The organism is Sphingobacterium humi, from assembly GCF_009768885.1.
Lineage (GTDB): Bacteria > Bacteroidota > Bacteroidia > Sphingobacteriales > Sphingobacteriaceae > Sphingobacterium > Sphingobacterium humi.
The window spans coordinates 89,393-102,385 of the sequence record NZ_WSQA01000005.1 but is presented as its reverse complement, the minus strand read 5'-3'; the positions used below and the strand labels follow the sequence as shown (position 1 = coordinate 102,385).

The 12,993-nt window shown below is 44.3% G+C and carries 11 protein-coding genes; 7 read left to right on the top strand and 4 right to left on the bottom strand.

Going from position 1 to position 12,993, the window contains the following annotated elements; translation table 11 throughout:
* Positions 1-220 precede the first annotated feature (220 nt).
* Positions 221-2,596, bottom strand: coding sequence for an endonuclease MutS2 (locus GQF63_RS08235; RefSeq protein WP_160368753.1), 2,376 nt, complete (start codon positions 2,594-2,596; stop codon positions 221-223).
* 2 nt (positions 2,597-2,598) lie between these two features.
* A complete protein-coding gene (locus tag GQF63_RS08230) occupies positions 2,599-3,357 on the bottom strand; it encodes a DUF4296 domain-containing protein (protein ID WP_160368752.1) in 759 nt (252 codons plus the stop codon).
* Positions 3,358-3,433: 76 nt separating this feature from the next.
* Between GQF63_RS08230 and GQF63_RS08225 the strand changes: the two genes are divergently transcribed.
* The 7 genes from GQF63_RS08225 to GQF63_RS08195 all read left to right on the top strand — a co-directional run bounded on the left by GQF63_RS08225 (position 3,434) and on the right by GQF63_RS08195 (position 10,918).
* Positions 3,434-4,123 carry a YggS family pyridoxal phosphate-dependent enzyme gene (locus GQF63_RS08225; protein WP_160368937.1) on the top strand — a complete coding sequence of 230 codons (690 nt, stop codon included), beginning with the start codon at positions 3,434-3,436 and terminating at the stop codon, positions 4,121-4,123.
* Positions 4,124-4,576: a GNAT family N-acetyltransferase gene (locus tag GQF63_RS08220; protein ID WP_160368751.1), complete on the top strand. Its 453-nt coding sequence runs from the start codon at positions 4,124-4,126 to the stop codon at positions 4,574-4,576.
* Positions 4,554-5,402 carry a DUF3298 and DUF4163 domain-containing protein gene (locus tag GQF63_RS08215; protein WP_160368750.1) on the top strand — a complete coding sequence of 283 codons (849 nt, stop codon included), beginning with the start codon at positions 4,554-4,556 and terminating at the stop codon, positions 5,400-5,402. Before GQF63_RS08220 ends, GQF63_RS08215 begins: the two co-directional genes overlap by 23 nt.
* A gap of 13 nt (positions 5,403-5,415) precedes the next feature.
* Positions 5,416-6,684, top strand: a complete 1,269-nt coding sequence (locus GQF63_RS08210) for an aspartate kinase (protein WP_160368749.1) — start codon at positions 5,416-5,418, stop codon at positions 6,682-6,684.
* Positions 6,677-7,861 carry a class I SAM-dependent methyltransferase gene (locus GQF63_RS08205; RefSeq protein ID WP_160368748.1) on the top strand — a complete coding sequence of 395 codons (1,185 nt, stop codon included), beginning with the start codon at positions 6,677-6,679 and terminating at the stop codon, positions 7,859-7,861. The genes GQF63_RS08210 and GQF63_RS08205 overlap by 8 nt, the downstream gene beginning before the upstream one ends.
* Positions 7,862-7,914: 53 nt before the next feature.
* Entirely contained in the window at positions 7,915-8,919 is a 1,005-nt protein-coding gene (locus GQF63_RS08200) for an LLM class flavin-dependent oxidoreductase (protein ID WP_160368747.1), read from the top strand.
* Positions 8,920-9,058: 139 nt separating this feature from the next.
* On the top strand, positions 9,059-10,918 hold the full coding sequence (locus GQF63_RS08195) for an FAD/NAD(P)-binding protein (RefSeq protein WP_160368746.1): 1,860 nt from the start codon (positions 9,059-9,061) through the stop codon (positions 10,916-10,918).
* Positions 10,919-11,221: 303 nt separating this feature from the next.
* On the opposite strand, the gene GQF63_RS08190 is transcribed toward GQF63_RS08195, so the two are convergent.
* Together GQF63_RS08190 and pnuC are read right to left on the bottom strand one after the other, a co-directional pair.
* Positions 11,222-12,298: an acyl-CoA dehydrogenase family protein gene (locus tag GQF63_RS08190; RefSeq protein ID WP_160368745.1), complete on the bottom strand. Its 1,077-nt coding sequence runs from the start codon at positions 12,296-12,298 to the stop codon at positions 11,222-11,224.
* 1 nt (position 12,299) lies between these two features.
* Positions 12,300-12,926, bottom strand: a complete 627-nt coding sequence (pnuC, locus tag GQF63_RS08185) for a nicotinamide riboside transporter PnuC (protein ID WP_246163407.1) — start codon at positions 12,924-12,926, stop codon at positions 12,300-12,302.
* Between the last annotated feature and the right edge of the window lie 67 nt (positions 12,927-12,993).

Sequence of the window (12,993 nt, the reverse complement as noted above, 5' to 3'; positions counted from 1 at the left end):
CGGAGTCGAACCACGAACGACTGGTACGTCGGTACAGGTAATACGCCAGCACGTGCTGTCATGCTTCAATGACACACATATTTAAGTCGCTATTAATAAGATTATTAAGTAGTGTTGATTGCATTAACGCACCAGTCGTTCGTGGTTCGACTCCGCTCACCATGACAACTCTGGCCACAACGTGGTACAAAGCGTGCCGCAGTTTAACAACAGTACCCCCCTAATCCATATAAGCATACGTAATTCCATCGCCGCCGCGGTCTGCGTGTTCATCTTCAAAGCGGCTAACATGGTTATACTTCCGCAAATAATCGCGGATAAATTTCCGCAGGATGCCATCGCCTTTGCCATGGATAATTTTTAGGGAAGGATAACCGATCATCACGGCTCTGTCGAGGACCAGTTCCAGCTTTTGCAGGGCATCTTCGGTACGCATGCCGCGCACATCGACTTCCGGGTGGAAGTCTGCGACGCTTTCTGCGGAGATAGGTCTTGATTTTTTCACGGCTTTGGCTTTTTCCTTGCCGCGTAGTTTTTCCACTTTGGTTTTCTTTACGACGGTTCGCAGGTCGCCAAGTGCTAGGATGAGGTTATTTTTGGCAATTTCAATAACTTGCGCTTCATTGCCGGTATCTATAATTTTCACCCAATCGCCAATTTCAATGGATTCATCGGCCGCTACAGCTTGGGCTTTAACCGGGTTTTCCTTTTTCTTTTCGGTCAGTGATTCTGCGGCCTTATGCAAGCCGAAGCGTAGGGTTTTGGTTTTCTCCTTATCGGCTTTTACCTGTTTGATTTCAGAAATGGTATTCTCCACCAATTTATTGGCATCTTTAATAATCTGCCGGGCTTCTTCCTTGGCGTCTTTCAGCAATTTCTGTTTGTTCTCTTCGAGGTAAGCCTTCAGGCTGTTCAGCTCCGTTTGTTGGCTCAGCATCTCGCGCTCACGCAGGTTTATCGCCTGCTTGGTGTCGTATACTTCTTTTTTCTCGCGCTCCAGATCCACCAATAAGGTATCGACCTTCTTTTGCTGCACGCCAATTTTCTGCTTCGCCAGGTGTAGCACCTCCTTTGGCAGGCCGATGTTTTGGGCAATCTCAAAGGCATAAGAACTACCTGGCTTACCAATCTGCAAGATATACAAAGGCTTCATGGCCGTATTATCAAACAGCATGGATGCATTCTCAATGCCTTCGGTATGACTGGCGAACAGCTTCAGGTTGGAATAGTGGGTCGTGATTACGCCGCGAATCTGCTTTTTATTCAGCACTTCCAGCACAGCTTCGGCTATAGGTCCACCAAATTGCGGATCTGTTCCGGTTCCAAACTCATCAATCAACACCAGCGAACGGGCATTGGCGAATTGCGTAAAGTATTTCATTTTCGATAAGTGCGCACTGTAGGTACTTAAGTCACTATCGATAGATTGGTCGTCTCCAATATCGGCAAAGAACTGCTTAAACAGCCCCAACTTAGAGGTTGGATCGCAGGGAATTAACAAGCCCGACTGAAACATCAGTTGCAATAGTCCTACCGTTTTCATGCAGACCGACTTTCCGCCGGCATTCGGTCCGGAAACCAATAAAACACGGTCAGTGGCATCGATTTTCAAGTTCAGCGGAACCACCTGCGCATGCCCCTCCTGCTTAGCCGCTAAGCTCAGCAAGGGATGCTTCGCATTGATTAAGCGAATTTCCGCTTCTTTGGATAACTCCGGCATCTCCGCATCAATATCCAAGGCAAATAAGGCCTTCGCCCGCACAAAATCAAGCTTGGTCAACAGGCCGTGGTAGGCCAATAAAAGTGGAACATGCGGACGTAATAAACTCGTCAGCTCGGTTAAAATACGAATGATCTCGCGGCGCTTTTCAAACTCCAAGTCGCGCACCTTATTATTGAGGTGAAAGACTTCTTCAGGCTCGATATAAGCAGTTTGTCCGGTAGCCGATTCATCATGAATCAAGCCCTTGAGCTTGCGTTTATTTTCCGCTAGAATAGGAATACATAAGCGGCCATCGCGAATCGTCAGGCTACCATCGGCTGTCCAACCATTTTGTTGGGCCTGCTTATAGATGCTATCGATTCTTTTGCGGGCTTCCTGCTCCGACTTGCTGATCTGTTGGGTAAGGTCTAACAAAAGCCGGGAGGCATTATCTTTAATCTTTCCACGTTCATCGATCACCTGCTCGATGCTGCGGACGATGTTTTTTTCTATGGGTAAATGCTCAAACAACAGTTCCAGGTGTGGGTATTGCTGCTCCCGATCGTTAAAATAACGAATTATGGCATACACGGTACGCAAGGATAAGAGGATGCGGTGAAACTCCTCCTCAAAGAGGAAGGCACCTTCCACCTTGGCTTTTTCAATCAACGCCTTTATGGGGTAAATATGATCCACAGGGAGTGGCGCATCATGCTGCAGCAGGTCTCTAAACTCCTTGGCTTGGCGCAAATAGCGGTCGATCAACTCCAGTTTTACTTGGGGTTGAATTTTCGACACCATCTCTTTTGCGGCCTCACTCAGGCATTTCTGCTGAATAAGTGCTTTAATTTCTGTATATCCTAATTTCTCTACGGCGTTCTGGGGGTAAATCATAATTATTGTACGGATCTAGGTTTCGAGCCCCTTGGTCTTACCACTTTGAGCTTTCCATCGTCTTCACTTCGCTTTGGCAGGGGGGTATGAATCACAGATTCCTCCGGTTCAATAGGCTTCAATTCCAGCTCCTTTGGCCCCTCGCCTACCGGTTTCTGCAATTCCGGTGCCGGCGTTAAAGGTTGTGGCTGCACGGCAGGCCCGGTTATCGGTGATGCCGGCGTAGGCGTCCATCCCTTATAAAAGTTTGTACGCCAGAGGTTATCCATGCCCGAAGCTTCATACATGCGTCGGGTCGGTTCAGAAATTGGGTATTCCAAGCTATCCATTAACGGATCGAGGGTCATGCGAGTCCAGATTTCCAATCGTTTATTGGCAAAGTTCACCAAACGAACGCTATCCATATAATGCACATTCTTCAAGGAATCTTCCCGAACAAAGGCTTTCTCTTCGTTTTCTAGGTTTTTAACAATCTTGTCATAAACAACGGCCGAAAGCTTGGGATTGCCGTAATAATAATTTATATTCTTATCGAAGGAAGTAGAATCTAATCCAAATTTTGCAAATACCTCGTTATACAGTGGGTCCATTACTTTTTTAGCACTGTCTATTGGCAAGGTGGTTAAATAACCATCCAACACATGCACCTGCCCCAGCAATTCAACCATGGTATCTTCATTTAAGATGCCACTTGGTTTACCTTGCTTGCAAGAGCTGCTGATAAAAAACAAAAGAATGAAAATCCCTATTAATCGTTGCATTTTGTAAATTTGTACAAAAATAAGGAAAAGCTTGCACATAGCTTCCTATTATTATTTGAAGTGAATGCTAACAATGATGAGTATTACATCCAACATAACTGAAATCCAGAACGAATTACATCCCATCGGCGTGTCTTTGATTGCTATTTCGAAGACCAAACCCGTTGAAGAAATTATGGAAGCTTATGCTGCCGGGCAACGTGCCTTCGGTGAAAACCAGGTTCAGGAACTGCTGGCCAAACACGAAGAAATGCCGAAGGATATCGAATGGCATTTGGTCGGCCACTTGCAGACCAATAAAGTCAAGTATATTGCGCCTTTTATCCATATGATTCATTCGGTAGACTCGTTGAAGGTGCTGATGGAGATCAACAAACATGCGCTAAAGGCCAATCGTGTTATCGACTGCCTTTTGCAGGTATTTATTGCCGATGAGGATACTAAATTTGGCTTAGACCATGCCGAATTGATCGAGCTTTTACGTAGTGAAGAATTTGAAGGGCTCAAGAATGTGCGCATTCGTGGATTAATGGGCATTGCCAGTAACACCGAGAACGAACGCATCGTGAAGGAAGAATTTTACGAGCTGAAGATGTTGTTTGATGGCATAAAGGCCACCTACTTCCGCAAGGAAAGTTCTTTCGACACCCTTTCTATGGGCATGTCTTCCGACTATAAATTAGCGATTGAACAGGGCAGCAACATGGTTCGTTTAGGGAGCACTATTTTTGGAAAACGCATCATCAAACATTATAAAAACACCTAGATGGCATTAAACATCCGTAAGGCTGAGCGTGGCGACCTACCGCGCATGATGGAGCTTATTCATGAATTGGCGGCCTATGAGAAGGCCCCGCAGGAAGTCACCGTTTCGATGGCAGAGTTTGAGGAAGCCGGTTTTTCGGCCAATCCGGTATGGGGTGCTTTCGTAGGTGAGGTAGACGGGCAGATTGTCGGTATGTCCTTATACTACATCCGCTATTCCACCTGGAAAGGACGTAGGTTATACTTAGAAGATTTAATTATTACGGAGGCAGCGCGTGGCCTAGGCTATGGCAAATTGCTATTGGATGAAACCATCCGCTTTGCGGAAGCTCAAGGCTATTCGGGCATCATGTGGCAGGTGCTCGACTGGAATGAACCTGCGATAAACTTTTATAAAAAATACAACTGTACCTTTGACGGAGAATGGATTAATGTTTCAATCAACCTTAACTAAACTAACCTACAAGTTGGTTTTCCCCCTTGTGCTGGGCATGAGCCTGATGGCCTGCCAAAGCAATAAGCAAAACCAGCATGGGGCGGCGCATAAAAGCAGCATGCCTTCAACACAGCAAGACACCCTAAGCTACACGAAAAAAGTGCTGAAAAAAATAAGCCCTTATTTTTCGGAGCGTGACGGAGCTGTCGACACAACCTACATCGAGATTTCTTACCCTGTATTTGAAAACCCGCAGATGGATACGGTTATTAAATCGGCTATTTTACTGGAAGGGGAAAGCTCGATCGATCAATACGCGGATAATTTCATTGAAGGCTATGGCAACTTCATTGAGGAAAACGAAGTGCGTTATAATTTGCCTTGGGTAAAATTTACCGACGTGGTTGTGGTCTTCAACAGCCCGCAATTAATGACCCTCAGCAATACCACATACGAGTTCTCGGGCGGTGCCCATGGCAATACCTTTGAGTTAATTCAGGTGGTAGACCTTGAAAATTACCGTAAACTGGCATTAAATAGCTTTGTTGCCGAGGATAAGATGAAAGAATTTACTAAAATTGCAGAGAAATTCTTTCGGGCAGAGGAAGGCTTAACGGATACGAGCAGTTTAGAGAAGGATTATTTCTTCGAACAGGGGAAATTTGCCCTTTCTGCAAACTACGGGATTCTCAAAGAAGGGCTGCTGTTGCACTATAACCAGTACGAAATAAAACCCTACGCGGCCGGGACAACCTCGGTGATTATTCCTTTTGATGCTTTTGAGGCATTGATGACCCAAACCGGAAAGAACTATATCAAACAATTAAAAGCATATTATCAATAAAATATAAGCATACATGCAGGTATTTAAATTTGGGGGAGCTTCTGTAAAGAGTGCAGACAATATTAAAAATGTCGTTTCTATCATTGAAAAATATAAAAATTCAGCCTTATTGGTGGTGGTTTCAGCCATTGGAAAAACAACCGATAAACTGGCCCGCATTACGGAAGGTTTCGTAAAGCAAAATGCGGATTATTTTGGCATGCTAGATAGCCTTAAACAAGAGCATTTTCAGATTTTAAAGGAGTTGTTTCCGGATGAAAACCACCCTGTTTTTGATGATATCGCCAATACTTTTGTAGAAATTGAATGGATATTGGAAGATGAGCCGCAGGACGATTACGATTATCTTTTTGATCAGATCGTATCTATCGGTGAGCTCCTTTCCACCAAAATCATTGCGGCCTATGCGCAGTTCATGGGCGTGCAAGCGAAGTGGGTGGATGCGCGAGACTATATCCTAACCGATAATAATTATCGGGAAGCCAATGTCGATTGGGCGAAAACCGAAGATAAGATCCGCAAAGAGCTGCCGAGCATCCTTGACGACTATATTATTGTGACACAAGGCTATATTGGTTCTACCTCGGAAAACTTCACCACCACCCTGGGTCGGGAAGGTTCTGACTATTCGGCGGCCATATTTGCGGCCAGCCTACATGCGGAAAACATCACCATTTGGAAAGATGTACCGGGTGTATTGAATGCGGATCCGAAATGGTTTGATAAAACAGAACTGATTCCGGAGCTATCCTATACCGATGCCATTGAGCTGACGTATTATGGTGCCACGGTTATCCACCCGAAAACCATCAAGCCGCTTCAAAACAAGAAAATAACCTTAAATGTTCGTTCATTTGTTGACCCGGAAGCCCCTGGCACACAGATTAAAACGACTAATCAGATGCTACCTGTACCTTCTTTTATCTTTAAGGTAAACCAGGTTTTCATCAATATTCAACCGCGCGACTTTTCCTTCATTGTTGAAGATAACTTAAGTCATATTTTCAATAGTTTCCATAAGCACCGCATCAAGATTAATATGATGCACAACTCGGCCATTAGCTTTTCCGTAGCGGTAGATGATACCGGGGAAAATGTATGGGCCTTATTGGAACAATTGGAGCAACGCTATAAAGTTTCGGTAGCTACCGGCTTAGAATTGATCACCATCCGTTATTATAATCAAGAAACAATTGACCGGGTATTGGTAAATAAGGAAATTATTCGCGAACTTAAGGATAGTTATACCTGCCAAATGCTGGTAAAAAACAAAGATGAATAGGGTTATAATCAGTAAGGACGTACAACAATTTATTCGGGCAAACCGGGAGAAGTCTCCCACGGAAATTGCCTTGAAGAAGAGTCCTTTTCCTGAGGTTTCTGCTCCTGAACTGGCCGCCCAGATTGATGGCTGGCAGCGCAGTGTTCGCAAATTACCAACCTGGGCCTTCAGTGAAGGGATATACTACCCGGATAAGATTAACCTGGAACAATGTTCTTCGGAACATACCGCATTAATTAAGCAAACTCTGATTGCGAAAGGCAGCCGGGTGATTGATTTAACCGGCGGTTTTAGTGTAGACAGCTGCTACCTGGCGCAGGAAGCTGCCGAGGTTATCCATTGCGAGCTGAACGAAAAACTATCTGAAATTGTAGCCTATAATGCGCAAATACTGCGGGTGCATAATTTAACCTGCGTAGTTGCCGATGGCATTCAGGTGCTGGAACACAGCGAAGATCAGGCTTATGATTATATCTATGTCGATCCTTCTCGTCGCGTAAACCAAGGCAAGGTCTTTTTACTCGAAGATTGTGAGCCTAATATTGTTGCCAATCAAGACCTGTTTTTCCGGAAGTCGCGGGTGGTTATTTCGAAGCTTTCACCCCTACTTGATATCTCTACGGCGCTACACAGCTTGCGCCATGTAAAATATGTATTCGTCATTAGCTTAGACAACGATTGCAAGGAATTGCTCTTTGTACAGGAACGGGGCTATGAAGGGGAACCGAAGATTAAGGCCATTCGACTATTCCACGATCAGTTGCAAGACTTTGAATTTACCTACAGTGATGAGCGTGGCACCATCAGTCGCTTTTTAATGCCGCAGCATTACTTGTATGATCCGGATGTGGCCATCAGCAAGGCAGGAGCGTTCAAGAGCGTGGGTCGTTATTTTGGCTTAGGCAAGCTGCATCAACATGCCCATCTATATACTTCTGAAAGCCTGGTGCCGGAGTTTCCGGGGCGCATTTTTGAAATTACAGAGGTCTTGCCTTACGGGCAGTTCAAGAAAAACAATCCCTATCCACAAGCCAATGTAGCTACGCGTAATTTTCAGGATAAGGTAGAACATATCCGTAAGAAACATAAGATCAAAGATGGCGGCTCGGTTTTCTTATTTTTCACCATGGATATCCATAATAACCATATCGTAATCGCTTGCCGCCGTATCCGTTAAAAACGGACAATTCTATTACCGTTTCCTAGTTGAATTGGTGCTATCTTTATCGGATGGAGATCATACACTATTCCCTGTTAGAGCTAGCGAATGTTTTAAGAAATAAAACCATTGCTGAAGCCATTGAACGCGCAACCATTGGTGCCCAATGCATCGATGAGTTGGGTTTCACCCGCATGTGGCTTGCCGAACACCATAATATGGAATTCGTTGCGAGTTCCGCCACCTCGGTATTGATAGGCCATATGGCCAGCCATACAAAAAATATACGTGTAGGTTCTGGTGGCGTGATGTTGCCCAACCATGCACCCTTAGTGATTGCCGAGCAATTTGGAACCCTGGAGAGCATTTATCCCGGTAGAATTGATTTAGGGCTGGGGCGTGCGCCGGGCACCGACCAGACGACTGCTATGGCTTTGCGCCGAAACAATATGCATACGCAATTCTATTTTAAAGATGATGTATTGGCCCTGCAAAACTATTTCAGTGCCGAGAACAAGGTTTCCAAAGTCCGTGCATTTCCGGGGGAAGGCCTGGATATTCCGATTTGGATATTAGGTTCGAGTACCGATAGCGCTTATTTGGCGGCTGAATTAGGCTTACCCTATGCCTTTGCGGCGCATTTTGCGCCGGCCATGCTGGAACAGGCTTCCCTTATATACCATAGTCATTTTAAACCTTCGGAACAGCTTCAAGAACCATATTTCATGATTTGTGTGAATGTAGTTGCCGCGGATGATCAGGCCGAGGCCGAAGTTATGGCCAATAGCTTGTTCAATATGTTTGCCGGCATTATTACCAATCGTCGCATACCGCTTTCTCCGCCAACCGAAAAGCCTTTTTACCATGGTATTCCGGAAATCGAACAAGCCGTACATAACATGACCTCCTGCACCTTTATTGGCACTCCGGCAACCTTGGCACCTGCCCTTTCGGCATTTGCCAAGAAACATAAAGCCCGAGAAATCATGCTGAGCAATAATATTTACGAGGACAGCAAAAGATTGCGCGCATTTGAATTAATTGCGGAAACATTCCGTATTATCAATAGCGATTAATCAGCTATCGTGGGGATAAATGGTTAGCTTTAGCCATAGGATTTTAAAATAAAAATTCTTATATTAAGGATAGTTTCTGTAATTAGTACCATTTCATTTTGGCATGAATTTGGAATAAATTATTGTAGACTTTTTACCTATGGATTGGGATTCATCGCATTTAAAAAGTACCAGTTGTTTAATACCTGCTACTCTTCAGGCACAAGTATGCCTAGAAGCCGAGCTTGCTGACTTTCAGCCAGACCGCAGCTATATTGCTATTGTGGGTGCCGGTCCGAAAGGATTTTATGCCTTGGATAGTTTATTGAATGCCATTCATGAACAGGTAAAACAGGGTCATGTACTGAGCAAGGAGCTGCATATTCATTGGTTCAATCGGGATCAGTATTTTGGAACAGGCCCTTATTTTAAGCCTGAAACCCCCACTTACTTCCAATTAAACACCTGTATTGCGGACCTGAGCTGCTGGGAGGAGGTAACCAATCCTTCCCGTCCATTTACAGTGCTCAGCCTGTTAGCCTGGATTCAACAACATCAACAGACGGGCAAACCTGTAGCGAAGGCTGATTATTGCAGTAGGGAGCTGTATGGCCATTACCTTAGCCATGCTTTGCAACAAGTGCTGCAACATACACCCGATAAGGTGCAGATCAGTTTTATACAAGCGGAGGTCATTGATGTAGATATGCAGGGGCAAGAGGCTTTCCTGCACAGCTTAAGCCAAAAACTACCTTACCCCTATCAGTCGGTAATTTTTACCACTGGACACCATACGGAAGATCGGACTTTTGCCTACCTGAAAATGCCCCATGAAGAGGCACCAGTGGTCATAAATTCTATTTATCCTTTTTCCCAATTGGAGGTTATTCCCCCAAAAGCGGAAGTGGCTTTATATGGCACCGGGCTAACTTTTGTGGATGCCATGCTGGAATTTACGGAAGGCCGGGGCGGTATTTTTTATCGCAAAGAGCAGGAAATCCATTACATCAGTTCGGGGTTAGAGCCTATTTTATTTCCATTTTCACGGCGAAGCTTAGCGAATTTACCGCATGCGCCGTTTTGGAAAGGCCATAAATACCAGTTAAGACTGATGACCGATGCTTGGGTGGATTCCATCCTGCACTTAAACCGACCTATTGATTTTCTAACGGAAATCCTCCCGGTATTTGATGAGGAAGTACAATTGGCATTTTTTGAACTATTACCCGAATTTGAAGGCTTCCAAACGGAGGACATCTTAGCCTACATTCGGGATGAGAGCCAAGAAAAGCTTTTTTCAATCTATGCCATGGTCAATCCGATTAAATATGCGAAGTTGGATATGTCGGGGAATTACCATGAGTTTATTGTAGACTTAAGCAACTACTGTCTGGAAATGGCGGAGTACACGGAATTTACGAGCCCGATGGCAGCGGCCAATGCAGCAATGCGGGAAGGCTATAGCCAGATTACCCGAATCTTTAATAGCCTAGGTTTTAGCACCTCTTCTAGAAATGCGTTTGACGACAGCTGGTCGCCCAACATAAAACACCTTGGCAATGGCCCTTCATTGCACGTATCGCAGAAGTTTTTCTGCTTGCTGAAGGAAGGATTTATTCAATTTTTATTTTCGGAGAAAGCCTCGGTTACCCGTGCTGGCGATAAGGTTCGTTTGAAGAATAAATACCTGGAAAAGGATTTTGACTATTTAATTCACGCGCGGGTTCCCAAAATTGACCTGCGCTTAAAAAACAACCGATTATATAGCAATTTAAAACAAAAGGGCCTCATTCAGGAACATATCCAAGAAGGCTATAGCGTAGGCAGCATACAGGTAGATAAACAAGGTCGTGCCTCAGGCTTGGCAGGCGACTTTCCACTGTACCTTTACGGGATGCCCGCGGAAGGAACCGTCATCAATAATGATACATTAAGACGGGAGCAAAATAATTTTGCGGAACCTTGGGCAAAAAGCACCCTGGCTCTTTTGTTAAAAACGGCCGATATATCGGAAAAATAAGGTTATTAAGGATTGTATATGTAGCTTAATCGAGTTAACATACATTTAACACAGCATTAATACTATCATTAAGTTTTAGTTCTATATTCGTATAAACAAAAAGAAAACGAAATGATAAAAGATGAAGTAATCAGTTTAGATGTCCACAGTATTTTAGTGGAATTGATGTATGATGGTGATGATTTTAATTCAGAAGAGGATTAAAATCCACCCATACATTTGTAAACCTCCCCAACCCTCCTTACCTAAGCAAAATTTCCTAACATTTTCCCTTTTTAATCTAATCAGCTTGCTGATTTATCCTTAAATATTTAACAAGCTATGCTGACTGGCTGTAAATATATTTCGGAATACAATGTTTATTTCATGATCTACCTGTGCTGCCCGAATGCCTAGCAATGGGAATAGCTGAATCAATTGCTCACGCATTTCCTTTACAAATTGACGGGCGAAGGTTGCCAATTCATCGTACTGTTTGGCATTGCTATCAGTACGACCGGCAAGCACCTGTTCCCAGATGGAATCGGCCAAGGCAAAAGCTTTTGCTCGCTGCTTATTAAAATCTGTTTGTATGCTATCGAGTTGCTGAAAGCGCTGTTTGCTCCATTTTTCTGCCCATTGAGCATCTTTCGCTTTTTCGAAATAATAGCGTTCCACCAAGTCTAAAAAGCGACGGAACATACCTATATAGTTTACCAATAAGGTAATTTCTGCAAATGGCATAAAGGGGATTGCAAATAAGGGCGAATCGGACGTCTTTGCAATGGGATCGAGTAGGTATTCATTTTCCTTAGGAACGATGGCATTGTTCAAGGAGAAATTATGGCTGGCCGTACATTCCAAGCCGAAGGCCGACCAGTCGTAATGGATCAATACCTGATCGCGTGGGATAAAGAAAGAGCGAACTTTCAGGCTTCCATCTTCCTCCTGCACAGGTTGTCCGTTTTCCCAGATCTCGGCATTAAAGGTGAAGTGCGTTAAATGCGGAGCTCCTGTGGCATATTGCCATTGTCCGGAAATCAGGTATTCCTTTCCATTCCACACAGCCTTTCCGCCGGTGCGGCCACTGCCACCCCAACATACCTTCGGGTCCTTGAATATAGCTTTTGCTAAAGCGGGCGCTAAGAAACCGGCAAACATATTTGCACCGGCACAAAGGGTTACTGTCCACCCGTAGCCCCCATCGATATAAGCTAGTTCTTCTAAAATTTTTAATCCTGTTGGCAAGCTTTCTTCCCGTCCGCCATAGGCTTCGGGCACCCATAGGTTAAACAATTGCTCGGCATAAGCCAGCCCTAATTGATCTTTGTTTAGGAATTTATTTTTAATGGATTCTTTTTGCGCTTCTTTTAACAGGATAATTTGATTCGGCTCTAGCATATTACGATGTTGTTTGGGTTTGTATAATTTTTTGCCACTTCAGGTACCCGAAGATGGCTACTATAAATAAAAAGGTAGTCAATGCCGCAAAAAGATACAAGTCTTTATGGATATACAATGGGATAGCGAAAAGATTACTAATGTTTAACAGTATCCAGTTTTCCAGTTTCCGTCGGGCTAGTAACCACATCCCCGCCCAGGCGGTTGCTGATACCCAGGCATCCCAAACCGGCACATCGGAGTCTGTTACCCGATGCAGGATAATTGTTAGTACGGCGAAGGCAATAAGCACAATAGCGATCACCTTGAACCAATCTTGTCGGTTGCAACGTGTAATGGGCTGTTCTGCAGCCGTCTTATTCGCCATCCAGAACCACCAGCCGTAAATACTCATGATTAGGTAATACATGTTCAGGGCAATCTCAGCATAGAGTTTCGCATCGAAATACACATACATGCCCGAGAGAATACCTAAGATGCCGAAAAAGTAATTGGAAACCTTATTAATTCGGGAAAGTAATACCTGCACAATACCACAAGCGACAGAAAAGACTTCTAGCCAGGTCATTTGGGCTATTGCCGTCCGTATTCCATCAAAAAAAACATCCATAAGCGATGTGGGTGACATAACTTATGGATGTTATTGATCGATATTGATCCCTTTTCCCTCCGCCAGCATTACCTGGATCAGGTTT

What these genes read in the sequence shown, in the direction of transcription:
- GQF63_RS08230 (WP_160368752.1), bottom strand. Translation starts at nt 3,357, where the DNA reads ATGCAACGATTAATAGGGATTTTCATTCTTTTGTTTTTTATCAGCAGC.
- GQF63_RS08190 (WP_160368745.1), bottom strand. Translation starts at nt 12,298, where the DNA reads ATGCTAGAGCCGAATCAAATTATCCTGTTAAAAGAAGCGCAAAAAGAA.
- GQF63_RS08195 (WP_160368746.1), top strand. Translation starts at nt 9,059, where the DNA reads ATGGATTGGGATTCATCGCATTTAAAAAGTACCAGTTGTTTAATACCT.
- GQF63_RS08210 (WP_160368749.1), top strand. Translation starts at nt 5,416, where the DNA reads ATGCAGGTATTTAAATTTGGGGGAGCTTCTGTAAAGAGTGCAGACAAT.
- GQF63_RS08225 (WP_160368937.1), top strand. Translation starts at nt 3,434, where the DNA reads ATGAGTATTACATCCAACATAACTGAAATCCAGAACGAATTACATCCC.
- GQF63_RS08200 (WP_160368747.1), top strand. Translation starts at nt 7,915, where the DNA reads ATGGAGATCATACACTATTCCCTGTTAGAGCTAGCGAATGTTTTAAGA.
- GQF63_RS08205 (WP_160368748.1), top strand. Translation starts at nt 6,677, where the DNA reads ATGAATAGGGTTATAATCAGTAAGGACGTACAACAATTTATTCGGGCA.
- GQF63_RS08220 (WP_160368751.1), top strand. Translation starts at nt 4,124, where the DNA reads ATGGCATTAAACATCCGTAAGGCTGAGCGTGGCGACCTACCGCGCATG.
- GQF63_RS08215 (WP_160368750.1), top strand. Translation starts at nt 4,554, where the DNA reads ATGTTTCAATCAACCTTAACTAAACTAACCTACAAGTTGGTTTTCCCC.
- pnuC (WP_246163407.1), bottom strand. Translation starts at nt 12,926, where the DNA reads ATGTCACCCACATCGCTTATGGATGTTTTTTTTGATGGAATACGGACG.
- GQF63_RS08235 (WP_160368753.1), bottom strand. Translation starts at nt 2,596, where the DNA reads ATGATTTACCCCCAGAACGCCGTAGAGAAATTAGGATATACAGAAATT.